General features: G+C 62.0%; 25 protein-coding genes. 14 read left to right on the forward strand and 11 right to left on the reverse strand.

Annotation, left to right across the window (positions count from 1 at the left end; genetic code table 11):
* Positions 1-163: 163 nt before the first annotated feature.
* The 4 genes from EPZ47_RS25980 to EPZ47_RS25995 all read left to right on the forward strand — a co-directional run bounded on the left by EPZ47_RS25980 (position 164) and on the right by EPZ47_RS25995 (position 3,684).
* The gene (locus EPZ47_RS25980; protein ID WP_135847318.1) at positions 164-961 is read left to right on the forward strand and encodes a hydroxymethylpyrimidine/phosphomethylpyrimidine kinase; all 798 of its coding nucleotides are present in this window, start codon (positions 164-166) and stop codon (positions 959-961) included.
* Positions 962-978: 17 nt separating this feature from the next.
* Positions 979-1,605, forward strand: a complete 627-nt coding sequence (thiE, locus tag EPZ47_RS25985) for a thiamine phosphate synthase (RefSeq protein ID WP_135847319.1) — start codon at positions 979-981, stop codon at positions 1,603-1,605.
* Positions 1,606-1,628: 23 nt separating this feature from the next.
* Positions 1,629-2,912: a glutamate-1-semialdehyde 2,1-aminomutase gene (gene hemL / locus EPZ47_RS25990; protein ID WP_135847320.1), complete on the forward strand. Its 1,284-nt coding sequence runs from the start codon at positions 1,629-1,631 to the stop codon at positions 2,910-2,912.
* A gap of 217 nt (positions 2,913-3,129) precedes the next feature.
* A complete protein-coding gene (locus tag EPZ47_RS25995) occupies positions 3,130-3,684 on the forward strand; it encodes a tetratricopeptide repeat protein (protein WP_135847321.1) in 555 nt (184 codons plus the stop codon).
* Positions 3,685-3,823: 139 nt separating this feature from the next.
* Here the strand turns inward: EPZ47_RS25995 and EPZ47_RS26000 are convergent, their stop codons facing one another.
* Positions 3,824-4,153 (reverse strand): DUF1820 family protein, encoded by a 330-nt coding sequence (locus tag EPZ47_RS26000; RefSeq protein WP_003185742.1) that lies wholly within the window; start codon positions 4,151-4,153, stop codon positions 3,824-3,826.
* A 133-nt stretch (positions 4,154-4,286) separates the two neighbouring features.
* On the opposite strand from EPZ47_RS26000, the gene miaB reads away from it, so the two are divergent.
* The 5 genes from miaB (at position 4,287) to lnt (ending at position 9,715) form a co-directional block, all read left to right on the forward strand.
* Positions 4,287-5,615: a tRNA (N6-isopentenyl adenosine(37)-C2)-methylthiotransferase MiaB gene (miaB, locus tag EPZ47_RS26005; protein ID WP_178084284.1), complete on the forward strand. Its 1,329-nt coding sequence runs from the start codon at positions 4,287-4,289 to the stop codon at positions 5,613-5,615.
* Positions 5,616-5,822: 207 nt separating this feature from the next.
* Complete coding sequence (locus tag EPZ47_RS26015) at positions 5,823-6,833, forward strand: PhoH family protein (RefSeq protein ID WP_135847323.1); 1,011 nt, start codon at positions 5,823-5,825, stop codon at positions 6,831-6,833.
* Positions 6,826-7,284 carry an rRNA maturation RNase YbeY gene (gene ybeY, locus EPZ47_RS26020; protein ID WP_046065210.1) on the forward strand — a complete coding sequence of 153 codons (459 nt, stop codon included), beginning with the start codon at positions 6,826-6,828 and terminating at the stop codon, positions 7,282-7,284. The genes EPZ47_RS26015 and ybeY overlap by 8 nt, the downstream gene beginning before the upstream one ends.
* Before the next feature lie 40 nt (positions 7,285-7,324).
* Positions 7,325-8,164: an HlyC/CorC family transporter gene (locus EPZ47_RS26025; protein ID WP_025215634.1), complete on the forward strand. Its 840-nt coding sequence runs from the start codon at positions 7,325-7,327 to the stop codon at positions 8,162-8,164.
* 27 nt (positions 8,165-8,191) lie between these two features.
* Positions 8,192-9,715: an apolipoprotein N-acyltransferase gene (lnt, locus tag EPZ47_RS26030; RefSeq protein WP_135847324.1), complete on the forward strand. Its 1,524-nt coding sequence runs from the start codon at positions 8,192-8,194 to the stop codon at positions 9,713-9,715.
* Between the two features lie 74 nt (positions 9,716-9,789).
* On the opposite strand, the gene EPZ47_RS26035 is transcribed toward lnt, so the two are convergent.
* The gene (locus EPZ47_RS26035; RefSeq protein ID WP_135847325.1) at positions 9,790-10,551 is read right to left on the reverse strand and encodes a YdcF family protein; all 762 of its coding nucleotides are present in this window, start codon (positions 10,549-10,551) and stop codon (positions 9,790-9,792) included.
* 103 nt (positions 10,552-10,654) lie between these two features.
* Positions 10,655-10,975, reverse strand: coding sequence for a hypothetical protein (locus EPZ47_RS26040; RefSeq protein WP_135847326.1), 321 nt, complete (start codon positions 10,973-10,975; stop codon positions 10,655-10,657).
* 303 nt (positions 10,976-11,278) lie between these two features.
* On the opposite strand from EPZ47_RS26040, the gene leuS reads away from it, so the two are divergent.
* From leuS to EPZ47_RS26065, 5 genes are all read left to right on the forward strand, one after another.
* Positions 11,279-13,885, forward strand: coding sequence for a leucine--tRNA ligase (leuS, locus tag EPZ47_RS26045; RefSeq protein WP_135847327.1), 2,607 nt, complete (start codon positions 11,279-11,281; stop codon positions 13,883-13,885).
* Positions 13,886-13,973: 88 nt separating this feature from the next.
* Positions 13,974-14,579, forward strand: coding sequence for an LPS-assembly lipoprotein LptE (locus EPZ47_RS26050; RefSeq protein ID WP_135847328.1), 606 nt, complete (start codon positions 13,974-13,976; stop codon positions 14,577-14,579).
* Between the two features lie 53 nt (positions 14,580-14,632).
* On the forward strand, positions 14,633-15,670 hold the full coding sequence (gene holA / locus EPZ47_RS26055) for a DNA polymerase III subunit delta (RefSeq protein WP_135847329.1): 1,038 nt from the start codon (positions 14,633-14,635) through the stop codon (positions 15,668-15,670).
* A 178-nt stretch (positions 15,671-15,848) separates the two neighbouring features.
* Positions 15,849-16,013 carry an alternative ribosome rescue factor ArfA gene (gene arfA, locus EPZ47_RS26060; RefSeq protein WP_123343928.1) on the forward strand — a complete coding sequence of 55 codons (165 nt, stop codon included), beginning with the start codon at positions 15,849-15,851 and terminating at the stop codon, positions 16,011-16,013.
* Between the two features lie 72 nt (positions 16,014-16,085).
* Complete coding sequence (locus tag EPZ47_RS26065) at positions 16,086-17,408, forward strand: lytic murein transglycosylase (RefSeq protein ID WP_135847330.1); 1,323 nt, start codon at positions 16,086-16,088, stop codon at positions 17,406-17,408.
* 130 nt (positions 17,409-17,538) lie between these two features.
* Here the strand turns inward: EPZ47_RS26065 and EPZ47_RS26070 are convergent, their stop codons facing one another.
* The 8 genes from EPZ47_RS26070 to rodA all read right to left on the reverse strand — a co-directional run bounded on the left by EPZ47_RS26070 (position 17,539) and on the right by rodA (position 25,769).
* Positions 17,539-18,480, reverse strand: a complete 942-nt coding sequence (locus tag EPZ47_RS26070) for a S66 peptidase family protein (protein WP_135847331.1) — start codon at positions 18,478-18,480, stop codon at positions 17,539-17,541.
* Positions 18,481-19,272: 792 nt separating this feature from the next.
* Positions 19,273-20,295, reverse strand: a complete 1,023-nt coding sequence (lipA, locus tag EPZ47_RS26080) for a lipoyl synthase (RefSeq protein WP_047229497.1) — start codon at positions 20,293-20,295, stop codon at positions 19,273-19,275.
* A gap of 1 nt (position 20,296) precedes the next feature.
* Positions 20,297-20,944: a lipoyl(octanoyl) transferase LipB gene (gene lipB, locus EPZ47_RS26085; RefSeq protein WP_135847332.1), complete on the reverse strand. Its 648-nt coding sequence runs from the start codon at positions 20,942-20,944 to the stop codon at positions 20,297-20,299.
* On the reverse strand, positions 20,944-21,219 hold the full coding sequence (locus tag EPZ47_RS26090; RefSeq protein WP_058543153.1) for a DUF493 domain-containing protein: 276 nt from the start codon (positions 21,217-21,219) through the stop codon (positions 20,944-20,946). Before EPZ47_RS26090 ends, lipB begins: the two co-directional genes overlap by 1 nt.
* 81 nt (positions 21,220-21,300) lie before the next feature.
* Positions 21,301-22,458: a D-alanyl-D-alanine carboxypeptidase family protein gene (locus tag EPZ47_RS26095; protein ID WP_135847333.1), complete on the reverse strand. Its 1,158-nt coding sequence runs from the start codon at positions 22,456-22,458 to the stop codon at positions 21,301-21,303.
* Between the two features lie 169 nt (positions 22,459-22,627).
* Entirely contained in the window at positions 22,628-23,638 is a 1,011-nt protein-coding gene (locus EPZ47_RS26100; protein WP_135847334.1) for a septal ring lytic transglycosylase RlpA family protein, read from the reverse strand.
* Positions 23,638-24,648: a lytic murein transglycosylase B gene (gene mltB / locus EPZ47_RS26105; protein WP_135847335.1), complete on the reverse strand. Its 1,011-nt coding sequence runs from the start codon at positions 24,646-24,648 to the stop codon at positions 23,638-23,640. The genes EPZ47_RS26100 and mltB overlap by 1 nt, the downstream gene beginning before the upstream one ends.
* A 17-nt stretch (positions 24,649-24,665) precedes the next feature.
* Complete coding sequence (rodA, locus tag EPZ47_RS26110; protein WP_178084340.1) at positions 24,666-25,769, reverse strand: rod shape-determining protein RodA; 1,104 nt, start codon at positions 25,767-25,769, stop codon at positions 24,666-24,668.
* Positions 25,770-25,788: the final 19 nt, after the last annotated feature.

The raw sequence follows: 25,788 nt of genomic DNA on the forward strand, positions 1-25,788 counted from the left end.
ATAGAGCTGTTGCTTTGGTCAACTTGCGAAACAAGCCTGGCGCCGGGCCCGACCCTGGCGAGGGGATTTATCCCTTCGTCACGGATAAACCCCTCCATCGCGTAAATTTCCCCCACCACAGGTGTGCGCCGCTTCAAGGGGTTTGGTGGTAAGCTCGCGCACCATGAATATCTACAGCTCTCGCCCCGTTGTCCTCTGCCTCTCCGGCCACGACCCCAGTGGTGGCGCCGGCTTGCAGGCAGATATCGAAGCCCTGCTCGCCCAGGGTTGCCATGCCGCCCCGGCAGTTACCGCGTTGACCGTGCAAGACACAGTCAACGTCAGCGATTTCCGCGTGCTCGATCGCGAGTGGGTGCTGGCACAAGCCAACGCCGTGCTCAACGATTCGCCAGTGGCGGCGGTCAAGCTGGGCATGCTCGGCTCACTGGAAATGGTCGACACCGTGGTCGAACTGCTCCAGGCACACCCGCATCTGCCAATGGTCTGCGACCCGGTGCTACGCGCCGGCGGTGGCGGGCGACTGGGCAAGGATGAAGTCGGCTACGCCATGCGCGAACGCCTGCTGCCCCTGGCCATCATCGCCACCCCCAACCTGCCGGAAGCACGCATCCTCGCCGAACTGCCCGAGGGCAGCGCCGACGAGTGCGCCGAAAAACTGCTGCCCTTCGTCAAACACCTGTTGATCACCGGTGGTCACGGCGACGAACATGAAGTCCATAATCGCCTGTACAGCCGCGACGGTCGCCGCGAAACCTATACCTGCCAGCGCTTGCCCGGCAGCTATCACGGCTCCGGCTGCACCCTGGCCAGCGCCCTGGCCGGTCGGCTGGCCCAGGGCGAACAGCTCGCCAGCGCCGTCAAGACCGCACTCGATTACACCTGGCGCACCCTGCGCGACGCCGAACAACTGGGCAAAGGCCAGTTCGTACCGCGTCGCCTGCCGCTGGATTTCTGCTCGTAGCACTGGAGGCCTGTGGAATGAAATTACGTGGCCTTTACGCCATCACCGACAGCCAGCTGCTGGCCGGAAAATTCCTCGCTTATGTCGAAGCGGCACTGGACGGCGGCGTCACCCTGTTGCAATACCGCGATAAAAGCAGCGACGAGGCCCGGCGCCTGCGCGAAGCCGAAGCGCTGCGCAACCTGTGCGAGCGCTACAAGACTCAACTGATCATCAACGACGACGCAGAGTTGGCCGCACGCCTGGGCGTCGGCGTGCACCTGGGCCAGACCGACGGCCCGTTGGCGCCGGTGCGGGCACTGCTGGGGCGCCAGGCGATCATCGGCTCCACTTGTCATTCGAGCCTGGAACTGGCCGAACAGGCCGCCGCCGAAGGTGCCAGCTACGTCGCGTTCGGGCGTTTCTTCAACTCCAACACCAAGCCCGGCGCGCCCAGCGCAAACCTTGAACTGCTGGAACAGGCCCGCCGCAAACTGCATGTTCCGATTTGCGCCATTGGCGGTATCACCCTGGAGAACGCCGCCCCACTGGTGGCCCACGGCGTCGATCTGCTGGCGGTGGTCCACGGCCTGTTCGGTGCCGACAGCAGCGGGGAAGTGACGCGCCGCGCCCGCGCTTTCAACGATCTGCTGCAGATCAAATAATTTCCGCTTTCGAGAGCCTAACCATGTCCCGTTCCGAAACCCTGTTTGCCAACGCCCAGAAACACATCCCCGGCGGCGTGAACTCGCCCGTTCGTGCGTTCAAGAGCGTCGGCGGCACCCCGCTGTTTTTCAAGCACGCCGAAGGCGCGTACGTGACCGACGAAGACGATAAGCGTTATGTCGATTACGTTGGCTCGTGGGGCCCGATGATCCTCGGCCACAGTCATCCGGACGTGCTCGACGCGGTGCGCAAGCAGTTGGTGCATGGCCTGTCCTACGGCGCTCCGACCGCGATGGAAACCGAAATGGCCGACCTGGTCTGCTCGATCGTGCCGTCGATGGAAATGGTGCGCATGGTCAGCTCCGGCACCGAGGCGACCATGAGCGCAATCCGCCTGGCGCGGGGCTTCACCGGGCGCGACAGCATCATCAAGTTCGAGGGCTGCTACCACGGCCACTCCGACAGCCTGCTGGTCAAGGCCGGTTCCGGCGCATTGACCCAAGGCGTGCCGAGCTCGGCTGGCGTACCGGCGGCGTTCGCCAAACACACGTTGACCCTGCCGTTCAACGACCTCGAAGCCGTCGAGACGATGCTGGGTGAAGTTGGCCAGGACGTGGCCTGCATCATCGTCGAGCCCGTGGCCGGCAACATGAACTGCGTACCGCCGGCACCGGGTTTCCTCGAAGGCCTGCGCAGCCTGTGCGACCAGCACGGCGTGGTGTTGATTTTCGACGAAGTGATGACCGGCTTCCGCGTGGCCCTCGGCGGCGCCCAGGCCCATTACGGCGTGACGCCGGACCTGAGCACCTTCGGCAAGATCATCGGCGGCGGCATGCCGGTGGGCTGCTTCGGCGGCAAGCGCGCCATCATGGAATGCATCGCACCGCTGGGCCCGGTCTACCAGGCCGGCACGTTGTCGGGCAACCCATTGGCCATGGCCGCCGGCCTGACCACCCTGCGTTTGATCAGCCGTCCGGGCTTCCACGCCGAACTGACCGACTACACCACCCGCCTGCTCGACGGCTTGCAGGTTCGCGCCGACGCGGCCGGCATCCCGTTTGTGACCACCCAGGCCGGCGGCATGTTCGGCCTGTATTTCAGTGGTGCCGATGACATCGTCACCTTCGAAGACGTGATGGCCAGCGACGCCGACCGCTTCAAGCGCTTCTTCCACCTGATGCTGGACGGCGGCGTGTACCTGGCACCGAGCGCGTTCGAAGCCGGATTCACCTCCATCGCCCATGGCGAGGCCGAGCTGAAAATCACCCTCGACGCCGCCGAGCGGGCTTTCGCTGCACTGAAATAAGCCTGTGGATAACTGACGCTGGCTGACACCGGCGTCAGTTATCACCGACAACCTTGCGCCCTTTTCCTACGTATTTACCCTCGAAGCGGCCGTTGACGTTCCCTCGCAGCAGAAAAACGAGTAAAGACTTTGTAAGGATGGCCCTGCTTATTTCATAATGCGCGCTTATTGGATCCCCCGGAGGGTCCGCGCGCCCCTCAGAGGTAAGTCGATTCCCATGAACCGCACCGGCCGCACCCTTGCCTTGGGCTGCCTGTTGCTCCTTCAGCCCCTGCTCGCGAATGCCCAGGCAGGCGGCAACTCGTTGTTGATCCCGGCGCTGGGCCGTTGCACGCTCAATACCCAGCCACAAGATCTCGCATCGGCACTCGACGCCTGTCAAAAAGCGGCGGACGCAGGTGATGCACAAGCGCAATACGAGCTGGGTGAGTTCTACTACGAAGGCAAAGCTGCGCCGCGCGACCTCAAGCTGGCCCTCAACTACTTCGAAAAAGCCTCGCTGCAAGGCCATGCCCAGGCGCAATTCAAGCTCGGCGGCATGTTCTTTCATGGTGAAGGTGTGCCAGCCAATAATGTCCAGGCCTACATCGTCTTGAAGATGGCGGCGGTCAACGGCGCCGAAGACGCCCTGGACACCGCCGACGAAGTCGCCGAGAAAATGCCCCGCGACGAGCTGGAAGTGGCCACCCAGGTGCTGGGACAGATCTTCCGCAAATACCTGATGGAATTGCAGAACGCCGACGGGCGCACGCCCTTCTCGCCGTTGCCCTGATTAATGCGATGGCCTTACCGGCCTTCGCGAGCAAGCCCGCTCCCACACATGATCTCCGGTGCCCACAAATAATGTGTTCACAGACAATCCAGTGTGGGAGCGGGCTTGCTCGCGAATGAGGGTAACTCGGTGTTAAGCCTTACTTCTCAGGCATCGGCATCGGAAACGGCATCACATTGCCGACCGCGCCCCGGGCCTCGCTGATTTTCGGGGTGCCCAGGCGTTCGACTTCGTCGATGCGCACGATCGAGTGCATCGGCACGAAACTGCGCACCACGCCTTCGAACTGCGCCTTGAGCTTTTCCTCGCTCGGATCGACGACCACTTGCGTGCGCTCGCCAAAGACGAACTCTTCCACTTCCAGGAAGCCCCACAGATCACTTTGATAGATCTGCTTGGCGTACATTTCGAACACCTGGCCCTGGTTGAGGAAAATCACCTTGTAGATTGGAGCTTCACGTTTGGTCATGGCTGGCGAAACACATCGGCGGGTAAAAATGAGGGCGCGAACTATAGCATAGCCACTGCTCGCACAGCGGTAGGAACCCAAGGACTTGTTCCCTATAATGCGCGGTTCTTTGAATCACGTGATGACCCCCTCCATGGCCAAGAAGCTTTACATCGAAACCCACGGTTGCCAGATGAACGAGTACGACAGCTCGCGCATGGTCGATCTGCTGGGTGAACACCAGGCCCTGGAAGTCACCGCCCGCGCCGAAGACGCGGACGTGATCCTGCTCAACACCTGTTCGATCCGCGAACGCGCCCAGGATCGGGTGTATTCCCAACTGGGCCGCTGGCGCGAACTGAAACTGGCCAACCCGGAAATGGTCATCGCCGTGGGCGGTTGCGTGGCCAGCCAGGAAGGCGCCGCCATCCGTGATCGCGCGCCGTACGTGGACGTGGTTTTCGGCCCACAGACCCTACACCGCCTGCCGGAGATGATCGACGCCGCCCGTAGCACCAAGCTGCCGCAGGTGGACGTCTCGTTCCCGGAGATCGAAAAATTCGACCACCTGCCCGAACCACGCATCGACGGCCCAAGTGCCTATGTGTCGGTGATGGAAGGTTGCAGCAAGTACTGCACGTTCTGCGTGGTGCCCTACACCCGGGGCGAGGAAGTCAGCCGACCGTTCGACGACGTGATTGCCGAGATCATCCACCTGGCGGAACACGGCGTGCGTGAAGTGACCCTGCTGGGGCAGAACGTCAACGGTTATCGCGGCCTGACCCACGACGGGCGCCTGGCCGACCTCGCCGAACTGATCCGCGTGGTGGCGGCGGTGGATGGCATCGACCGCATCCGCTACACCACCTCGCACCCGCTGGAGTTCTCCGACAGCCTGATCCAGGCCCACGCCGAGGTCCCCGAACTGGTCAAGCACCTGCACCTACCGGTGCAATCGGGTTCCGACCGGATCCTCGCGGCCATGAAGCGCAACCATACGGCGCTGGAATACAAATCCAAGCTGCGCAAGCTACGGGCGGCAGTGCCGGGGATCTGCATCAGTTCGGACTTTATCGTCGGTTTTCCCGGCGAAACCGAGAAAGACTTCCAGCAGACCATGAAACTGATCGAAGACGTGGGCTTCGACTTCTCCTATTCCTTCGTCTATAGCCAACGCCCCGGCACCCCGGCGGCCGACCTGGCGGACGAAACTCCCGAAGAAGTGAAAAAAGAACGGCTCAACGCCTTGCAACACCGCTTGAACCAGCAAGGTTTCGAGATCAGCCGACAAATGGTCGGCTCCGTCCAGCGGATCCTGGTGACCGATTACTCGAAAAAGGACCCGGGCGAGTTGCAAGGGCGGACCGAAAACAACCGCATCGTCAACTTCCGCTGCGACACCCCAGCCCTGATCGGCCAATTCGCCGACGTGCACATCGACGCCGCGCAACCGCACTCGTTGCGCGGTTCGTTGATCCAGTAACACCCCGATCCCCTGTGAAAGCAGAACCAGGGGGAGCAAGGCTTGCCCGCGATGCAGGCGCCTCAATTCTTGAGGGACCGAGTTGCATTCATCGCGGGCAAGCCTTGCTCCCACAAGATTGCTCGGTTTATTAAGAGCTTTCGCACCCAGCCTACTGGCGCTATCCTTGGTTTCATCTTAATTGCCCCTGGGCGGCTAAAAACGACCTTGAACGCACCCATCGAACCACATCGCTTTATTCTCGAGCCCTTTGAGGCTCGCCGCTTCGCCAATCTGTGCGGGCAATTCGACGAGCACCTGCGCTTGATCGAACAGCGCCTGGCCATCGAGATCCGCAATCGCGGAAACCAGTTCGAACTGATCGGCGAACCCAAGCACACCACCTCCGCGGAAAACCTGCTGCGCCGCCTCTACCGGGAAACCAAGGGGAACGAGCTGTCGCCGGACACCGTCCATCTGTTCCTGCAGGAGTCGGCTGTCGAAGAACTCGACAACCACGCCCCGTCGGAACCTGCCGTGGCCCTGCGCACGAAAAAAGGCATGATTCGCCCTCGCGGCTTGAATCAGCAGCGCTACGTGAAGGAAATCCTGGGCAACGACATCAACTTCGGCATCGGTCCGGCCGGTACCGGCAAGACCTACCTGGCGGTGGCCTGCGCGGTCGATGCGCTGGAGCGCGAGCAAGTGCGGCGCATCCTGCTGGTGCGTCCGGCGGTCGAAGCGGGGGAAAAACTCGGCTTCCTGCCTGGCGACCTGGCCCAGAAGATCGACCCGTACCTGCGCCCACTGTATGACGCACTGTATGAAATGCTCGGCTTCGAATACGTCGCCAAGCTGATCGAGCGCCAGGTCATCGAGGTCGCGCCACTGGCCTACATGCGCGGACGTACGCTGAACAACAGCTTCATCATCCTCGACGAAAGCCAGAACACCACGGTCGAGCAGATGAAAATGTTCCTGACCCGGATCGGCTTCGGCTCCACCGCCGTCATCACTGGCGACATTACCCAGGTCGACTTGCCCAAGGGCACCAAGTCCGGGCTGAACCATGTGATCCAGGTGCTCAAGGATGTACCGGGCATCAGCTTCACGCATTTCATGCCCAAGGACGTCGTACGCCATCCGCTGGTGCAACGCATTGTCGAAGCCTACGAGCGCTTCGAGAACCGCGAGGCTGACGACGCGCCCGAAGGCAAAGGCAATCGCCACAATGCTTGAACTCGACCTGCAAGTGGCCTGCGAACACGCCGCCCCCAGTGAAGCCCAATTTCGTCAATGGTGCGAACTGGCCTTGCGCCAGCGCAGCGCCGACTCGGAGTTGACCATCCGCCTGGTGGACGAACCCGAAGGCCGCGAACTGAACCACACCTGGCGGCAAAAAGATTACGCCACCAATGTGTTGTCGTTCCCCGCCGACGTGCCTGATGAACTGCTCGACATCCCACTGCTGGGGGACCTGGTGATCTGCGTCCCGGTGGTGGAGCGTGAAGCGGCTGAACAAGACAAGCTTCCTGAGGCCCACTGGGCCCACCTGGTCATTCACGGCTGCTTGCATCTGCTGGGTTACGACCACATAGAAGATGACGAAGCCGAAGAAATGGAAGCACTGGAACGAACGTTGCTTGCAGAGCTGGGTCATCCCGACCCCTACGCCGGCGACGAACACTGATACATCAACCTGTAACGATAAAGGATTCAGAGTAATCGCTATGAGCGAAGATCGATCGAGCAACGGGCAGAAGTCATGGCTGGGCAAGCTCACCCAGGCTTTTGCCCATGAGCCGAAAAACCGCCAGGAGCTGCTGGAGCTGCTGCGCGATGCACACCAGAACAAACTGTTGGACAGCGAAGCGCTGGCCATCGTCGAAGGCGCCATCCAGGTCGCTGACCTGCAAGTACGCGACATCATGGTCCCGCGCTCGCAGATGGTCAGCATCAAGGCGACCCAGACACCCCGTGAATTCCTGCCCGCCGTGGTCGATTCCGCTCACTCGCGCTACCCGGTGGTCGGCGAGAGCCATGACGACGTCATGGGCGTGCTGCTGGCCAAGGATCTGCTGCCGCTGATCCTTCAGGAAAACGGCGACAGCTTCAACATCAAGGACTTGCTGCGTCCGGCCACTTTCGTGCCCGAATCCAAGCGCCTGAACGTGCTGCTGCGTGAATTCCGCGCCAACCACAACCACATGGCCATCGTCATCGACGAGTACGGCGGCGTGGCCGGCCTGGTGACCATCGAAGACGTGCTCGAGCAGATCGTCGGCGACATCGAAGACGAGCACGACGTCGAGGAAGACAGCTACATCAAGCCCCTGCCCAGCGGCGATTTCCTGATCAAGGCGCTGACGCCGATCGAAAACTTCAACGAGTTCTTCGACAGCCAATTCTCCGACGATGAGTTCGACACCGTCGGCGGCCTGGTGATGAGTGCTTTCGGGCACCTGCCCAAGCGCAACGAAACCACGGAAATCGGCTCCTGGCGCTTCCGCATCCTGAATGCCGACAGCCGTCGGATTCATCTGCTGCGCCTGTCCCCCATTGCCCGATAACCCCTGCGAGACCCGCTAAGGACAAAAATGCGCTGGATAACCCGCCCCGGCTGGCCCGGTAACCTGCTGGCCGTGGCGGCCGGCGCGATCACCACCCTGGCCTTGGCGCCGTTCGATATCTGGCCGCTGGCACTGTTGGCGGTCGGGTTCTTCTATGCCGGGTTGCGTGAGCTTTCGCCGCGCCAGGCCTTGGGCCGTGGCTGGTGTTTCGGTTTTGGCCTGTTTGGCGCCGGCACCAGCTGGATCTACGTCAGCATTCACAACTTCGGCGGCGCCTCGGTACTGCTCGCCGGCCTGTTAATGCTGCTGTTCATCGCCGCCATCGCCTGGTTCTTCGCCCTGCCCGCCTGGCTCTGGGCGCGCTGGCTGCGGCGCAACGAAGCCCCACTGGCCGACGCCTTGGCCTTCGCCGCGCTGTGGCTGGGCCAGGAAGCCTTTCGCGGCTGGTTCCTCACCGGGTTCCCGTGGTTGTATTCCGGCTACAGCCAGCTCGACGGCCCGCTGGCCGGCCTCGCGCCGCTGGGCGGGATGTGGCTGATTTCCTTCACGTTGGCCCTCACTGCCGCGCTGCTGTACAACGCGTCCCGCCTGATCCGCGCCGGGCGCAAAGGTTTTATCGCCGCAGGTGTGCTGCTGTTGATCGGCCCGTGGGTGGCCGGCATGGCGCTCAAGGGCCACGCCTGGACCAGCCCGTCGGGCGACCCGCTGAGCGTCGCAGCGATTCAGGGCAACATCGAACAAAGCATGAAGTGGGACCCGGAGCAGCTCAACGCGCAGTTGGCGCTGTACCGCGACATGAGCTTTGCCTCCAAACGCGTCGACCTGCTGATCTGGCCGGAGACCGCAGTCCCGGTGCTCAAGGAATCAGCCCAGGGCTACCTGGACATGATGGGCAACTTCGCCGCCGAGCGGCATTCGGCGCTGATCACCGGCGTGCCGATTCGCCAACTGGTGCGCCACGAGAAGCGTTACTACAACGGCATCACCGTGACCGGCGAAGGCGACGGGACTTATCTGAAGCAGAAACTCGTGCCGTTCGGCGAGTACGTGCCGCTGCAGGACATCCTGCGGGGCCTGATCGCCTTCTTCGACCTGCCTATGTCCGACTTTGCCCGGGGCCCGGCCGACCAGCCATTGCTGCAAGCCAAGGGTTACCAGATCGCGCCGTTCATCTGCTATGAAGTGGTCTATCCGGAGTTCGCCGCCAGCCTCTCGGCCCGTAGCGACCTGTTGCTGACCATCAGCAACGACACTTGGTTCGGCACTTCCATCGGCCCGTTACAACACCTGCAAATGGCGCAGATGCGCGCCCTGGAAGCCGGTCGCTGGATGATTCGCGCCACCAACAACGGCGTGACCGGGCTGATCAACCCTTTCGGCCAGATCACCACACAGATCCCGCAATTCGAGCGTGGCATCCTCTACGGCGATGTGGTGCCGATGCACGACCTGACGCCGTACCTGCAATGGCGCTCGTGGCCGCTGATCATTTTGTGCGTGTTGCTGCTGGGCTGGGCGTTGATCGCGGGCCGGATGGCCAAAACCGTTTAAGGACTTTTGGCCCCCTGTGGCGAGGGCGCTTGCTCCCTCGCCACAATGAGGGCGCCCTCGCGACCTCATCATCTTCAGCGGTAGAACAACCGATACCCCACCAGCCCCACCGCCTCATTCATCAACTGCCCCGACTGCCAGATCGACTTGAACTCCGGCATCCAGCCGCCCAGCGGTCGGGCATTGTCCTGTCCCAGGAAGCCCACCGGTGCTGGCACCACTTCAAACCCCGACCGCTCGAAACTCCAGACCGCCCGCGGCATGTGCCATGCCTGGGTCACCACGACGACACGCTTGATGCCGGCCGGCAGAAGGATCTCGGCGCTCATCCGGGCGTTTTCCCAGGTCGTGCGGCTGCGCTCTTCCTGCCAGCGAACGCTCACGCCGAAATCGTCCAGCATCGAATCAGCCATCAGTTTGGCTTCACTGGGTGGGGTGCCGTAGTGCAAGCCGCCGGTCGTCAGCACCGGCAACCCCGACGCCTTGGCCAGGCGCGCGGCATAACGCTGGCGCTCCAGGCCGATGCCGGTGGGTTGGTCGGCGCCCCAGGCCAGGTCACCGCGCTCACGGCCAGAACCCAGCACCACAATGGCGTCGGCACGCTGGGCCAGGGTCGCCCATTCGCTGCGCGGCAGCGGCGGTTCGCGTTCCAGCGCCCTGGCGCTCCATTGCACTACCACGGGCAGGCTCATCAGCCAGAAGCCACCCAGTCCAACGAAAAAGCACAGGCGGGCCAGGCGCGGCCGGGAGTTGCGCCACCACCAGGCGAGCGCCAACAGCAGCAAAAGAAGGCCGGGCGGCAATAAAAGTGTTTTGATGAAATAACGAAACGGCATCGGGCATCTCCATAGATGCCCGAAGCCTAAGTGGGTTGACGCAAAGCGACAACAGATTCGAAAAAACCTTGAATCAAAAAAAGCGACACGCGTGAATCCGGCGTTACTTGAACTGCAGTGACCGGACTTTTACAGCATCCTTGTCAGGTGTCCGGTCCTTGAGCCATACAACTTTGGCCGAACGGGGCACATCGAGACGCTTGAGTACCTGGACCCCACTGGTGGGGGCTTGGTGTCCGGCCTGTTCGAGGTAAGCCTTGACCAGTTCGAACTCTGCGGGGCTCAAGCCGCGCAGCTCCAGCTCTGCCGGGCGTTCATCACGCAAATGACCGGCGGTTCTTGCAGCGTCAAGGGCTACCCCGAGACGATCGATCAGTTTTTCGTACAACTCAGGCGTCGTTACTTTTCGTTGTGATTCAACCATCCCTCACCTCATTGAAGATAAGACTCACTCCCCATTGAGAAGCTTAGCTTCGCTGGGCAAACCGGCAGGACGCCGCGACCAACGGCCCTGAGCGCGGGCCGGGGCCGATGGTCGGCAATGAATCGGCAATGGCTCGGCAGCAATCAGGGTTTCCCTCGGCAGAGTGCGGTCATGTATGCTACGGCGCTTCCTGTAACTCCACTTCCAGCTTGGCTGGGCATCGAAAACGCCGCATTCGGCGTCGTCTGCGTCCAGCATGGCCACGAAGAGGATTGGGCCACCCCATTCAGTACAAAAGTAGCCATGCACGAACACTACCAGCCCCGTGAAATCGAAGCCGCCGCCCAGTCGTTCTGGGACGAGCAAAAGTCCTTTGAAGTCAGTGAACAGCCAGGCAAGGAGACTTACTACTGCCTGTCGATGTTCCCTTACCCCAGCGGCAAGCTACACATGGGGCACGTGCGCAACTACACCATCGGCGACGTGATCTCCCGCTATCAGCGCATGCAAGGCAAGAACGTCCTGCAACCCATGGGTTGGGACGCCTTCGGCATGCCGGCGGAAAACGCCGCGATGAAGAACAACGTGGCCCCCGCCAAGTGGACCTACGAAAACATCGCCTACATGAAGACCCAGCTGCGCAGCCTGGGCCTGGCGGTGGACTGGTCCCGCGAGGTCACCACCTGCAAGCCCGACTACTACCGCTGGGAACAATGGCTGTTCACCCGCCTGTTCGAAAAAGGCGTGATCTACCGCAAGAACGGCACCGTGAACTGGGACCCGGTTGACCAGACCGTACTGGCCAACGAACAAGTGATCGACGGCCGCGGCTGGCGTTCCGGCGCGCTGATCGAAAAACGCGAAATCCCGATGTACTACTTCAAGATCACCGCCTACGCGGATGAACTGCTGGAGAGCCTCGACGAACTGACTGGCTGGCCTGAACAGGTCAAGACCATGCAACGCAACTGGATTGGCAAGTCCCGGGGCATGGAAGTGCAATTCCCGTACGACGTTGCCTCCATTGGCGAAGCCGGCAACCTGAAGGTCTTCACCACCCGTCCGGATACCTTGATGGGCGCCACTTATGTCGCCGTGGCCGCCGAGCACCCGTTGGCGACCCTGGCCGCCCGGAATAACCCCGCGCTGCAGGCGTTCATTGCCGAATGCAAGGGCGGCAGCGTCGCCGAAGCCGACGTCGCCACTCAAGAGAAGAAAGGCCTGCCGACCGCGCTGTTCGTCGAGCACCCGCTCACCGGTGAAAAACTCCCGGTGTGGGTCGCCAACTACGTACTGATGCATTACGGCGATGGTGCTGTCATGGCAGTGCCGGCCCACGACGAACGCGATTTCGAATTCGCCCACAAGTACAACCTGCCCGTCAAAGCCGTAGTGCGCACCAGCGCCGGTGATCAAACCCCGGCCCCTTGGCAGGACGCCTACGGCGAACACGGCGAGCTGATCAACTCCGGCGCGTTCGACGGCCTGGACTTCGCCGGCGCGTTCGATGCCATCGAAGTGGCGCTGATCAAGAAAAACCTCGGCGCCTCCCGCACCCAGTTCCGCCTGCGCGACTGGGGCATCAGCCGCCAGCGCTACTGGGGCTGCCCGATCCCGATCGTGCATTGCGATACCTGCGGCGACGTACCGGTACCGGAAGATCAACTGCCCGTGGTCCTGCCGGAAGACGTCGTACCCGACGGCGCCGGTTCGCCCCTGGCGCGCATGCCTGAGTTCTACGAGTGCAACTGCCCGAAATGCGGCGCACCGGCCAAGCGTGAAACCGACACCATGGACACCTTCGTCGAGTCCTCGTGGTACTACGCCCGCTACGCCTCGCCGCACTTTGAAGGCGGCCTGGTGGAAAAATCCGCGGCTGACCATTGGTTGCCGGTGGATCAATACATCGGCGGCATCGAACACGCCATTCTCCACCTGCTCTACGCGCGCTTCTTTCACAAGCTGATGCGCGACGAAGGCCTGGTGAGCTCCAACGAGCCGTTCAAGAATCTGCTGACCCAAGGCATGGTGATCGCCGAGACTTACTATCGTCGCGAAGCCAACGGTGCCTACACCTGGTTCAACCCGGCGGACGTCGAACTCGAGCGTGACAGCAAAGCCAAGGTCATCAGCGCCAAGCTGATCGCCGACGGCCTGCCGGTGGAAATCGGCGGCACCGAGAAGATGGCCAAGTCGAAGAACAATGGCGTTGACCCACAATCGATGATTGACCAGTTCGGCGCAGACACCTGCCGCCTGTTCATGATGTTCGCCTCGCCACCTGACATGAGCGCGGAATGGTCCGACTCGGGCGTCGAGGGCTCGCACCGTTTCCTCAAGCGCGTCTGGCGCCTGGCTCAAGCTCACGTCACTCAGGGCCTGCCGGGCAAACTGGAGGTCGCCGGCCTGAACGATGAGCAGAAAGCCATCCGTCGCTCGATTCACCTGGCCATCAAGCAGGCCAGCCATGACGTCGGCCAGAACCACAAATTCAACACTGCCATCGCCCAGGTGATGACGCTGATGAATGTCCTGGAAAAAGCCGCGCAAGGCACCGAACAGGATCGCGCACTGGTTCACGAAGGCCTGGAAGCCGTGACCTTGCTGCTGGCGCCGATCACGCCGCACATCAGCCACGAGCTGTGGAATCAACTGGGTCACGCCGACCCGGTGATCGACGCCAGCTGGCCGGTGGTGGACGAAACCGCGCTGGTGCAGGACAGCCTGACCCTGGTCATCCAGGTCAATGGCAAGCTGCGCGGCCAGATCGAAATGCCGGCCGCCGCCACTCGCGAAGAAGTCGAAGCCGCCGCACGGGCCAACGAAAACGTGCTGCGCTTCGTCGATGGCCTGACGATCCGCAAAGTGATCGTCGTGCCCGGCAAGCTGGTCAACATCGTCGCAAGCTAATTGGATCGGGCGCCAGGCTCAAGCCTGGCGCCGAATATAACCTGCGAGACCGCACTGTCGGCCCATAGGGTTCAAGGGGAGCAACAAGATGATCAAACGTAATCTGCTGGTAATGGGCCTGGCGGTCCTGTTGAGCGCCTGCGGCTTCCAGCTGCGCGGCACCGGCACCACCGAGCTGGCCATCACGGAGCTGGACCTCAGCGCACGGGACGCTTATGGCGAAACCGTTAAAATGCTGCGCGTAGCCTTGGAAAACAGCGGGGTCAAGGTTTACAACGGCGCGCCCTACAAGCTGATACTGACCCGTGAACAGCAAAGCCAGCGCAGCCTGAGCTATGCAGGTGCCGGTCGCTCGGCCGAGTACGAGCTGACCAACGTGCTGAACTACGAGATCCGTGGCCGGAACGATCTGTCGCTGCTGGACGACAAGCTGCAAGTGCAGAAGGTCTACCTGCACGATGGCAACAACATCACCGGTTCCGACCAGGAATCGACCGAGGTGCGCGGCGAAATGCGGCGTGAGCTCGTACAGCGCATGATGCTGCGCCTGCAACAACTGAGCCCGGCCCAGTTGGAAGAGCTGCAACAGACCGCCGATGCCCGCGCCAAGGCCGAAGCCGAAGCACTGGAAGCGGCACGCAAGGCTGAAGCGGAAACCCCGCAGCAGTCGCCGATGCAAATCCCGGCTGAATAAGCCTTGCGGGGCGCTCCGGCGCCCCGCTCGCCTTCTCTTATGAACCGCGCTTTATGAAACTGGCCCCCGCCCAACTTGGCAAACACCTGCAAGGCGCCCTCGCGCCGGTCTACATCATCAGCGGCGATGACCCGCTGTTGTGCCAGGAAGCCGCCGACGCCATCCGCGCAGCCGCCCGCCAGCAAGGCTTCGACGAACGCCAGGTGTTCGCCGCCGATGCCAGTTTCGACTGGGGAACGCTGCTGCAGGCTGGGGCAAGCATGTCGCTGTTCGCCGAAAAACGCCTGCTGGAGCTGCGCCTGCCGTCCGGCAAGCCCGGAGACAAGGGCGCAGCCGCGCTGATCGAATATTGCTCACGGCCGGCCGAGGACACAGTGCTGCTCATCAGCCTGCCGAAACTCGACGGCAGCGCGCAGAAGACCAAATGGGGCAAGGCCCTGGTCGAGGGTCAGCAGACGCAGTTCGTGCAGATCTGGCCGGTGGACGTCAGCCAGCTGCCGAGCTGGATCCGTCAGCGCCTGTCCCAGGCCGGTCTCTCGGCCAGCCAGGACGCGGTAGAGCTGATCGCCGCCCGGGTCGAAGGCAACCTGCTGGCCGCCGCCCAGGAGATCGAAAAGCTCAAGCTGATGGCCGAGGGTGGGCAGATCACCGTGGAAACGGTACAGGCCGCGGTGGCCGACAGCGCGCGCTTTGATGTCTTCGGGCTGACCGATGCGATCCTCAACGGTGAAGCCGCCCATGCCCTGCGCATGCTCGAAGGCCTGCGGGGTGAAGGCGTCGAGCCACCCGTGATCCTCTGGGCCCTGGCCCGGGAATTGCGCTTGCTGGCCAACTTGTCCCTGCAATACAGCCAGGGCATACCGCTGGACAAAGCCTTCAGCCAGGCCCGCCCGCCCGTGTGGGATAAACGCAAACCGCTGATGAGCAAGGCCCTGCAACGCTATTCGGCGTCGCGCTGGGCGCAACTGCTGCTCGAAGCCCAGCGCATCGACGCGCAGATCAAAGGCCAGGCCGCCGGCTCACCATGGATGAGCCTGAGCCGGTTGTCGCTGTTGATGGCCGGCCAGCGGCTGACGCTGCCTGCTGAATAAAAGATCGCAGCCGTCGGCAGCTCCTACATGGGAAATGCATACTTCTGTAGGCGCTGCCGAAGGCTGCGATCTTTTCCGCTCTTGATCCTACAAATATCGCCTCCATTTACCCTATAGACAGCTCCCCAACGCTGCCCCATTATTTGCACCGCAAAACCCACCCATGCGAGAACTCATCATGAGCAAAAAGCCATCCAAGCATGGCCCCAACAAGGCCAAATCCATCATCGCCCAACCGTTGTTCCGCAGCCGTCAGGAACGACCCACCAAGGGCAAAGGCAGCTACCGCCGCGAAGCCTTCCAGTCTGACAACTGGGAGGCTTCTTGCTTTGTGGCAGCTTGAAACACCCGGACAAGCCCTACGCCCCTTTCGCATGATAAGGTCAGCACCTGATTTGTATTTCTGGACCTGTGCATGCCCTTTTTTCTTTCCCGTCGTTGGCCACTGCGCCAAATGATTGTTGCCGCAAGCGTCGCCCTGCTTGTCGCCTGCGCCGAAAAACCTACCGCCGCCGACGCTCAACCACTCCAGACCGCCCCTGCCGTGACCGCTCCGGCCATCGTGCCACCTGTGGTGCCGACTGGCGATGACCTGGCCATTGCGCCCACCCAGACCTTCGCCGAGTGGCAGGCCGGGTTTCGCAAGGAAGCACTGGCCGCCGGAATTCGTGCCGACCTGTTCGACCGTGCCTTTATTGGCGTCAGCCCGGACATGAGCGTGATCAAGGCCGACCGCAGCCAACCGGAATTCACCCGGCCCGTGTGGGAATACCTCGATGGCGCACTCTCACCCTTGCGGGTCCGTAAAGGCCAGGCCCTGGTCGCCCAGCATGCCGAGATCCTGCAAAGCATCGAACAGCGTTATGGCGTCGATCGCCAGGCGCTGGTGGCGGTGTGGGGCATGGAGAGCAACTTCGGACAGTTCCAGGGCACCAAGTCGGTGATCAATTCCCTGGCGACCCTCGCCTACGAAGGACGCCGCCCGGGCTTTGCCCACGCGCAACTGATCGCCGCGCTGCAGATCCTGCAACAGGGCGATATCACACCGGAAAAAATGCTCGGTTCCTGGGCCGGCGCCATGGGCCAGACTCAGTTCATTCCCACCACGTACAACACCCACGCGGTGGATTTCGACGGCGACGGCCGCCGCGACATCTGGGGCAGCGCCACCGATGCCCTGGCTTCGACTGCGCACTACCTGCAAAGCTCCGGCTGGCAACGCGGCCAGCCATGGGGATTCGAAGTGCGACTCAAAGAGGGCTTCAACTACCCCCTCGCCGATGGTGCGATCCGCAAGCCCGTCTCCGAATGGCTGCAATTGGGCGTCAGCCTGCCCAACGGCGGCCAGGTTCCGGCCGGCGCCGAACACCTGTCGGCGGCCCTGCTGCTGCCGGCCGGCTATCGCGGCCCGGCGTTCCTGGTACTCGACAACTTCCGCGCGATTCTCAAGTACAACAACTCTTCGTCCTACGCATTGGCGGTAAGCCTGCTGTCCGAGCGCTTCACCGGTGCAGGGCTGATCGACGGCCAATGGCCAAAGGATGACCTGCCCCTGAGCCGTAGCGAACGCATCGAATTGCAGACTTTGCTTGGCAAGCATAACTACGACGCCGGCACCCCCGACGGCATCATCGGCGCCAACACCCGCAAGGCAATCCGCAGCGCCCAGCAGTCGTTTGGCTGGCCGGCGGACGGGTACCCGACGCATCAGTTGCTGGAAGGGTTGCGTAACCGCTGATTTGCCTTATGGCGGCTACCGCCATCGCGAGCAAGCTCGCTCCCACAGTTGACCGCGTTCTTTCAGAGAAACGCGGGGCCAATGTGGGAGCGAGCTTGCTCGCGATGACTGACCATCAGGCAACAAAAATCTAACCCCTGACCACCACGTCCTGCTCCAACACCAACACCTTCTCCCCCGCATCCAGCTTCACCAACGCCCCCATGGGCAAGGTCAGGTTCGGATCGCAATGCCCACTGCGCCAGCCGGACACCACCGGAATACGCAACGGTTCGAAGGTCTGCTTGAGCAAGCGGTTCAACGCCTCGACATCAACCCCCGCTACATCCCCCACCAACACGCCACGCAACTTGTGCAACGTGCCGGCCAGCCGTAGTTGGGTCAGCAGCCGGTCGATGCGATACAGCGGTTCGTTGACATCTTCAATGAACAGGATCACCCCGTCGGCATCGATCTGATAAGGCGTGCCCATGGTTGCGGCAATGATCGACAGGTTTCCCCCCAGCAAACGCCCGTGGGCAATGCCAGGTTCGACGGTGGTCAATGGATAAGCAGCGGGATGGCTCAGCACACTGCCCGCTTTCAACTGCCCACGCAGCAGGCTGAAAAACGAGGTGACGGTTGGTGGCTCCTTATCGCCCAGCAGATCGGCATTGAGCAGTGGTCCGTGGAAGGTGACGAAGCCGGCATAACGGCTGATGGCCAGGTGTAGGGCGGTGATGTCGCTGTAGCCCACGAATGGCTTGGCGTTGCGTCGTAGGAGGTCGAAGTCGATGCGATCCAGCAGGCGGGGCGTGCCGTAGCCACCGCGCAGGCAGATGATGGCTTTGACTTCTGGGTCGGCGAAGGCGGCGTGCAGGTCGTTGAGGCGTACTTCGTCGCTGCCGGCCAGGTAGTCGTTCTTTTCGTAGACGCCCGGGAATATCCGCAGTCCGTGACCCCGTGCGTGCATCCATTGGATGGCTTTGTCCGTGTCCAGGGGGGCGGGACCGGCGGGGGCGATCACTCCGATCAAGCCTTCTTGAGGGAGGGCTGGGACGGGGTGATGGGGGGTTAGCGGTTGAGCGGTCATCCAAGGGGCTCCCGGTTTTTTAGGTTTGCATATGTGTGTATATCCGTTGCTGCGGTAACGGCCACTTATGGTTCCGCTCTTACAGCGGGTCACTTTTGGAAGAGCGCCAAAAGTAACCAAAAACGCTTTGCCCCACCACTCGGCACCTCGCTTCGGCTCGGTGTGCCCTCACTCCGGCATTGCTCCGTGGGCCCGCCGCGAAGGGCCATCCATGGCCCAGCGCGGCTATCCCGGCATCCATGCCGGGATGCCCACTGCGCAATGCCTGCGTTCGGCCATCGTGGTTTAACGGGGCGCCCAGATCAAGATCAAGATCAAGATCCAAAGCAAAGCAAAGCAAAGCAAAGCAAGAGCCGGGAAAGTCCAGCATCTATACAGCTGAGCCACCGCTATCGCGAGCAAGCTCGCTCCCACAATTGGATCAAGGTACGGTCACAAGAAGCAGGCCGGCTATCAGGCCGCCTCGCGGTGGATGTTGATCTAGGGCGCCCCGTTAACCACGATGGCTGAACGCAGGCATTGGTTCGTGGGCAACCCGGCATGGATGCCGGGTTAGCCGCGCTGGGCCATGGATGGCCCTTCGCGGCGGCCCACGAACCAATGCCGGAGTGAAGGCATGCCGAGCACTAGCGAGGCACCGAGTGGTGGGGCAAAAGCGTTTTGGTTACTTTTGCGCTCTTCAAAAGTGACCCGCTGTAAGAGCGGAACCATAAGCCGCCGTTACCGCAGCAACGGATATACACACCGCCCTGGATACACCACCCCGCCCACCAAAAAAATCCCAACCTTAAATCAGGACCCCAGCAACTCTGCCTTAACCAGTTTCGCCTGCTCATCCGCATGATACGAAGACCGCACCAACGGCCCCGAAGCAACGTTCTTGAACCCCATCTTGTACCCTTCCTCAGCAAACCAGGCAAAGGTATCCGGATGCACAAAACGCTGCACCGGCAAGTGACTACGCGAAGGCTGCAAGTACTGCCCCAAGGTCAGCATATCGATGTCATGCTCACGCATGCGCTTCATAACCTCGATGACTTCCTCGTCAGTCTCCCCCAGGCCCAGCATCAACCCGGACTTGGTCGGAATGTGCGGCATCATCTGCTTGAAGCGCTGCAGCAAAGTCAGCGACCACTGATAATCCGACCCCGGACGCGCAGCCTTGTACAGGCGCGGCACGGTTTCCAGATTGTGGTTGAACACATCAGGCGGCTCGGCAGCGGTGATTTGCAGGGCGATGTCCATCCGGCCACGGTAATCGGGCACCAGGGTTTCCAATTGCACGTTCGGCGACAGTTTGCGGATCTCGCGGATGCAGTCGGCGAAATGCTGGGCACCGCCGTCACGCAGGTCGTCACGGTCCACCGAGGTGATGACCACGTACTTGAGCTTCAGGTCGGCGATGGCGATGGCCAGGCTTTCCGGCTCATTCACGTCCAAGGGTTTCGGACGACCGTGGCCGACGTCACAGAACGGGCAGCGACGGGTGCAGATGTCGCCCATGATCATGAACGTCGCGGTGCCGCCGGAGAAGCATTCGCCCAGGTTCGGGCAGGAGGCTTCTTCGCAGACGCTGTGCAGCTTGTGCTTGCGCAGCAGGGCCTTGATCCGGTCGACTTCCGGGGATACCGGGATCCGTACGCGAATCCAATCGGGTTTCTTCGGCAACTCGGTGGTCGGGATGATCTTGACCGGGATGCGTGCAACCTTTTCGGCGCCGCGCAGCTTGACGCCGGCCTCTACCTTGGCACGCGGGGCCGGGCGCTCGGTAACATCCAGCGTCGGGATCATGGTTTGCACTGCATCAGTAGTCATATCAGTCGATTCCGCCCGTAAGGGTCGTCTGCTCAGCATAGTCGAGGTGTTTGACGAGCTGCGCGCGCAGCCGGGCACTTACCTCGGCAAATTCAATCGATCCTGTGTGATCGCGCAGCTGGGTCATCGCCAGCCCCGCGTAGCCACAGGGATTAATCCGTCGAAACGGCGCCAGATCCATATCCACGTTCAACGCCAGGCCGTGAAACGAACAGCCGTGGCGGATCCGCAGGCCCAGGGAGGCGATTTTCGCCCCGTCGACGTAGACACCCGGCGCGTCTGGCTTGGCCGCGGCGGTCACGCCGTAGCTGGCCAGCAACTCGATCAGGCAGGTCTCCATTCGGGTGACCAGCTCGCGTACACCAAACCCCAGCTTGCGCACATCCAGCAATAGATAGGCAACCAGTTGGCCGGGGCCATGGTAGGTCACCTGCCCGCCGCGGTCGACCTTCACCACCGGAATATCCCCCGGCAGCAGCAGGTGCTCGGCCTTGCCGGCCTGGCCCTGGGTGAACACCGGAGGGTGTTCCACCAGCCAGACTTCATCATCGGCGGTGTTGCCGCGTTCGTTGGTGAAGCGTTGCATGGCATGCCAGACCGGCTCGTAAGCCATTCGGCCCAGCTCGCGAAAGCCCAGCGTGCCCGGCATCACAACACCATGTGCACGAAACCGGTCGCGCGCAACTCGCTGTTGATGTCGTACAGCTGTTCCTGGCCGGTGGCGATAATGTGCAACTGGATGGTCGTGTACTTGCCGTTGGTACTCTGGCGCTCGGCCAGGGTCTCGTGATCAACGGTGGCATGTTTTTCCAGGATCGCGATGATCCTGTCCTTGAAGCCCACACCGGTGTCGCCAATCACCTTGATCGGATAGTCCGCGCAAGGGAATTCGATTTTTGGCGCCTTTACTTCAGAGTCTGTCATGGCGTAACGGCCTCGTAAGCCGTGGTAACGAACATGGCCCCGCGCCGGATCGGAACGGGGCCATGGAGGTCAACACTAGAATCAGTTGAACAAGCCGTAGAAGAATAGACGGATGCTATCCCACATGCGGCGGAAGATACCACCTTCCTCGACCGCGTCCAGAGCGATCAGGTCAGCGCTGTGCACCACTTTGTCGTCCAGTTTGACTTCGACTTTACCGATCACGTCGCCCTTGGCGATGGGAGCGGTCAGTTGCGGGTTCATGGTCATGCTGGCAGCGAGCTTCTTGAGCTGGCCTTTAGGCAGGGTCATGGTCAGGTCCTGGGCCAGGCCGGCCTTCACCTGATTGGTGGTGCCTTTCCAGACTTGGGCCTGGGCCAGTTCGGTGCCCTTCTGGTAGAAGGTCTGGGTTTCGAAGAAACGGAAGCCGTAGGTCAGCAGCTTCTGGGTCTCGGCGGCACGGGCCACTTCGCTGTTGGTGCCGAACACCACGGCGATCAGGCGCATGCCGTCACGGACAGCCGAAGACACCATGCAATAGCCGGCTTCGTCGGTGTGGCCGGTCTTCAGACCATCGACGGTCTTGTCGCGCCACAGCAGCAGGTTGCGGTTAGGCTGCTTGATGCCGTTCCAGAAGAATTCTTTCTGGGAGTAGATGGCGTAGTGCGCCGGGTCTTCGTGGATGATTGCCCGCGCCAGGATCGCCATGTCGTGAGCCGACGAGTAGTGCTCCGGGTTCGGCAGGCCGGTGGGGTTCATGAAGTGGCTGTTGGTCATGCCCAGGTCGGCGACGGTTTTGTTCATCATGTCGGCGAACGCATCTTCGCTACCGGCGATGTGCTCGGCCAGGGCGACGCTGGCGTCGTTGCCAGACTGAATGATGATGCCGTGCAGCAGGTCGCTGACGGTCACTTGCGAGCCGACCTTGATGAACATCCGCGAACCGCCGGTGCGCCAGGCGTTTTCGCTGACAGTCACCGGATCGTTTTCACCGATCTGGCCGCGACGGATTTCCAGGGTCGCGATGTAGGCGGTCATCAGTTTGGTCAGGCTGGCCGGTGGCAGACGCTGGTCACCGTTGTTCTCAACCAGCACCTCGCCGCTGCTGGCGTCCATCAGCACAAAGGATTTGGCGGCCAGTTGAGGGGGCGCGGGCATCATCTCGACCGCGAACGCGGCCGGTGAGAGAAGCAGCGGGACTAGCAGGCAAAGGCGTTTGGCAAAGGTGGTGATGTTCATCCGTCTCTCGAAATAACTAATGGAAACTGCCCGCAGGCAAACTAAACAGGCAGCCTTCTAACGGGCTGCCGCGTATTTAAGTTGCTCACTCACATCCCTTGCCGGGCTTTTGTTATGCGTGGAGCCAACAACCTGACCCGCTCGAACCGCAAGCGGGCCCTCAATCAAATCATTCGGCGGTGACCAGGCTCGGCGAGCCGAGATTGGCCAGGCGTACGCTGTTCTGTACCTGCTGGACTTCACCCGGAGAACCGATCGGACCCATCCGCACCCGATGCAGTGTCTGCTGGTTGCGCACGATCGAGCTGATGAACACCGGGGCGCTCACCATCGAGCTCAGCTTGGACCTCAGCAGTTCTGCAGCGTCCGGGTTGGCGAACGCGCCCACTTGCAGATACTGGCCAGACGCTGTTGCAGAAGCGTTTTTTTTTGCCTCGATCTGCACAGGCACCACGGCCGCCGCGTGTTGCTGCGGCGGTGGCGTCCACTGCTCGACCGTACCGGTGGAAGCCGTCACGGTCGGCGCGGCATTTTGCGCCACTTTCGGCTCGTTGAGCATCAAAGGCGCCGGACGGCCGCGTTGGGCCCACCACTCCTGCGGGTCGATGCCTTCGACCTTGACCCGCGCGGTGCCGGTTTCAGCGTAACCGAGTTTTTTCGCCGCCGCATACGACAGATCGATGATGCGGTCGGAGTAGAACGGTCCACGGTCGTTGACCCGCAGGATCACCGTCTTGTTGTTGTCCAGGTTGGTCACCCGGACATAACTTGGCAGCGGCAAGGTCTTGTGGGCCGCGCTCATGCCGTACAAGTCATAGACCTCGCCATTGGCGGTGTTCTGGCCATGGAACTTGGTGCCATACCAGGACGCCGTGCCCGAGGCGACGTAGCGCTTGGATTCGGCCATCGGGAAATAGGTCTTGCCCAGCACCGTATACGGGTTGGCCTTGTAGGGGCCGGTGTGCAGGGTCGGCGTCGCGTCGGGAATGCGTGAAACGTCCACGTCCCACCACGGTGCGCCGTCCTTGTGGGCCCGGTTGATGTCCAGGCCCGGCGTGGCGCGCACGGCGGTGGAGGTTTTCTGGGCCGGCGCGCGGCTGGTCGAACAACTGACGACCAACAGCGATAACGCGGCCAACGCCACGAGCTTCAGGGGTTGATAGGTAGGCAATGCCTGCATTATTTGACGCCCCGTGCTTTGACCAGCTCTTCAGACAGCTGATGTACGGCCATGGCGTACATCACACTGCGGTTATAACGCGTAATCGCGTAGAAATTCTTCAGGCCCATCCAGTATTCGGGGCCCTGCTCGCCTTCAAGGCGGATCGCGGTGACCGGCATATCGTCACGCAGCGCATCATGACTCGACCAACCCAGCGCCCGCAACTCCCCGACGGTTTTCGTCGGCTCCAGGCCTTCGGTCAGGCCCTCGTCCACTCGGTCGCCACGCACCTCGGCGCGACTGACCACCGGCTCGCCAGCCTCCCAGCCGTGGCGCTTGAAATAGCTGGCCACACTGCCAATGGCATCGGTCGGGTTGGTCCAGATATTAATGTGGCCGTCGCCGTCGAAGTCCACCGCGTAGGCGCGGAAACTGCTGGGCATAAATTGTGGCAGGCCCATGGCCCCGGCGTAGGACCCCTTGAGCGTCAGCGGATCGACCTGTTCTTCGCGGGCCAGCAGGAGGAATTCACGCAGCTCCTTGCGGAAGAACTCGGCACGCGGCGGGTAATCGAAGCCCAGGGTCGACAGCGCGTCGATCACCCGGAAATTCCCGGTGTTGCGGCCAAAGAAGGTTTCCACGCCAATGATCGACACGATGACCTGAGCCGGTACACCGTATTCCTGCTCGGCACGGGCCAGCGCCGCCTCGTGCTGGCGCCAGAAGTCCACGCCCCGGGCAATGCGCGCCTCGGTGATGAACATTGGCCGGTACTCGCTCCACTGCTTGACCCGCTCGGCAGGCCGGGAGATCGCGTCGAGGATCGACTGCTTGCGTTCGGCCTCGCGCAATACCCCCATTAGCTGCTCACCGGCAAAACCGTAGTCGCGGGTCATTTCACCGACGAATTCGGCCACCTGCGGCGAGCCTTCGTATTCGCCGGCCGAGGCGTGCGGCGCACAGCCCAGGAAGCCGACCAGGCCGACCCACGGCGCATATCGCGTCGACCAGCCACGCATTGCTTGCATTGAACTCTTCACCTTATTCAAACCTGCGCGATCCACTTGCGATGCGTATGAATCGACATCAAAACTCCAAACGCTGACAGCAGCGTCACCAGCGAAGTTCCTCCGTAGCTAATGAATGGCAACGGCACCCCCACAACCGGCAACAGGCCACTGACCATACCGATGTTGACGAAAACATAAACAAAAAACGTCATGGTCAGGCTGCCCGCGAGCAACTTGCCGAACAATGTCTGGGCCTGGGCGGTGATCACCAAGCCGCGACCGATCAGCAGCAGGTAGATCAACAGCAGCACGCAGATGCCTACCAGGCCGAACTCCTCGCCCATCACCGCGATGATGAAGTCGGTGTGGCTTTCCGGCAAAAAGTCCAGGTGCGACTGGGTGCCCATCAGCCAGCCCTTGCCGAACACGCCGCCGGAGCCAATGGCCGCCTTGGACTGGATGATGTTCCAGCCGGTGCCCAGCGGATCGCTCTCCGGGTCGAGGAAGGTCAGTACGCGCTGCTTCTGGTAGTCGTGCATCACGAAGTACCACATGGCCACCGACACCGGCACGGCGGCGGCGATCACGCTGAGAATCCAGCGCCAGCGCAACCCACCCATGAACAGCACGAAAGCACCGCCGGCCAGGATCAGCAGCGAGGTGCCGAGGTCCGGCTGGCGTACGATCAGGGCGAACGGGATGCCGATCAACAACAGGCTGATGCACACGTGTTTGAGCTGCGGCGGCAAGGTGCGCTTGGACAGGTACCAGGCGATGGTCGCCGGCATGATGATCTTGAGGAATTCCGAAGGCTGGAAGCGAATCACGCCGGGGATGTTGATCCAGCGGGTGGCGCCCATGGCGTTGTGCCCCATCACGTCCACCACCACCAGCAGGCTCACGCCGATGACGTAGGCCAGCGGCACCCAACGCGCCATGAAGCGCGGTTCCAGTTGGGCAATGACGATCATCGACACCAGGCCGATGCCGAACGAGGTGGCCTGCTTGGCCAGCAAATCCCAGCTCTTGCCGCTGGCCGAATACAGCACGAACAGGCTGCCGGCGGCCAGGGTCAGCAGCAGGATCAGCAACGGGCCGTCGATGTGCATGCGCTGCAACAGCGTGGCACGACGACGCATCACGTCTTCGCTGGAGAGG

The organism is Pseudomonas viciae (assembly GCF_004786035.1).
GTDB classification, from domain to species: domain Bacteria; phylum Pseudomonadota; class Gammaproteobacteria; order Pseudomonadales; family Pseudomonadaceae; genus Aquipseudomonas; species Aquipseudomonas viciae.

Coding starts and splice junctions, on each gene's coding strand:
- EPZ47_RS25995 (WP_135847321.1), top strand. CDS start 3,130: ATGAACCGCACCGGCCGCACCCTTGCCTTGGGCTGCCTGTTGCTCCTT.
- lnt (WP_135847324.1), top strand. CDS start 8,192: ATGCGCTGGATAACCCGCCCCGGCTGGCCCGGTAACCTGCTGGCCGTG.
- EPZ47_RS26095 (WP_135847333.1), bottom strand. CDS start 22,458: ATGAACATCACCACCTTTGCCAAACGCCTTTGCCTGCTAGTCCCGCTG.
- EPZ47_RS25980 (WP_135847318.1), top strand. CDS start 164: ATGAATATCTACAGCTCTCGCCCCGTTGTCCTCTGCCTCTCCGGCCAC.
- EPZ47_RS26000 (WP_003185742.1), bottom strand. CDS start 4,153: ATGACCAAACGTGAAGCTCCAATCTACAAGGTGATTTTCCTCAACCAG.
- hemL (WP_135847320.1), top strand. CDS start 1,629: ATGTCCCGTTCCGAAACCCTGTTTGCCAACGCCCAGAAACACATCCCC.
- mltB (WP_135847335.1), bottom strand. CDS start 24,648: ATGCAAGCAATGCGTGGCTGGTCGACGCGATATGCGCCGTGGGTCGGC.
- ybeY (WP_046065210.1), top strand. CDS start 6,826: ATGCTTGAACTCGACCTGCAAGTGGCCTGCGAACACGCCGCCCCCAGT.
- leuS (WP_135847327.1), top strand. CDS start 11,279: ATGCACGAACACTACCAGCCCCGTGAAATCGAAGCCGCCGCCCAGTCG.
- lipB (WP_135847332.1), bottom strand. CDS start 20,944: ATGCCGGGCACGCTGGGCTTTCGCGAGCTGGGCCGAATGGCTTACGAG.
- EPZ47_RS26090 (WP_058543153.1), bottom strand. CDS start 21,219: ATGACAGACTCTGAAGTAAAGGCGCCAAAAATCGAATTCCCTTGCGCG.
- lipA (WP_047229497.1), bottom strand. CDS start 20,295: ATGACTACTGATGCAGTGCAAACCATGATCCCGACGCTGGATGTTACC.
- EPZ47_RS26025 (WP_025215634.1), top strand. CDS start 7,325: ATGAGCGAAGATCGATCGAGCAACGGGCAGAAGTCATGGCTGGGCAAG.
- miaB (WP_178084284.1), top strand. CDS start 4,287: ATGGCCAAGAAGCTTTACATCGAAACCCACGGTTGCCAGATGAACGAG.
- EPZ47_RS26070 (WP_135847331.1), bottom strand. CDS start 18,480: ATGACCGCTCAACCGCTAACCCCCCATCACCCCGTCCCAGCCCTCCCT.
- EPZ47_RS26050 (WP_135847328.1), top strand. CDS start 13,974: ATGATCAAACGTAATCTGCTGGTAATGGGCCTGGCGGTCCTGTTGAGC.
- EPZ47_RS26035 (WP_135847325.1), bottom strand. CDS start 10,551: ATGCCGTTTCGTTATTTCATCAAAACACTTTTATTGCCGCCCGGCCTT.
- arfA (WP_123343928.1), top strand. CDS start 15,849: ATGAGCAAAAAGCCATCCAAGCATGGCCCCAACAAGGCCAAATCCATC.
- EPZ47_RS26040 (WP_135847326.1), bottom strand. CDS start 10,975: ATGGTTGAATCACAACGAAAAGTAACGACGCCTGAGTTGTACGAAAAA.
- holA (WP_135847329.1), top strand. CDS start 14,633: ATGAAACTGGCCCCCGCCCAACTTGGCAAACACCTGCAAGGCGCCCTC.
- EPZ47_RS26065 (WP_135847330.1), top strand. CDS start 16,086: ATGCCCTTTTTTCTTTCCCGTCGTTGGCCACTGCGCCAAATGATTGTT.
- EPZ47_RS26100 (WP_135847334.1), bottom strand. CDS start 23,638: ATGCAGGCATTGCCTACCTATCAACCCCTGAAGCTCGTGGCGTTGGCC.
- rodA (WP_178084340.1), bottom strand. CDS start 25,769: ATGCGTCGTCGTGCCACGCTGTTGCAGCGCATGCACATCGACGGCCCG.
- thiE (WP_135847319.1), top strand. CDS start 979: ATGAAATTACGTGGCCTTTACGCCATCACCGACAGCCAGCTGCTGGCC.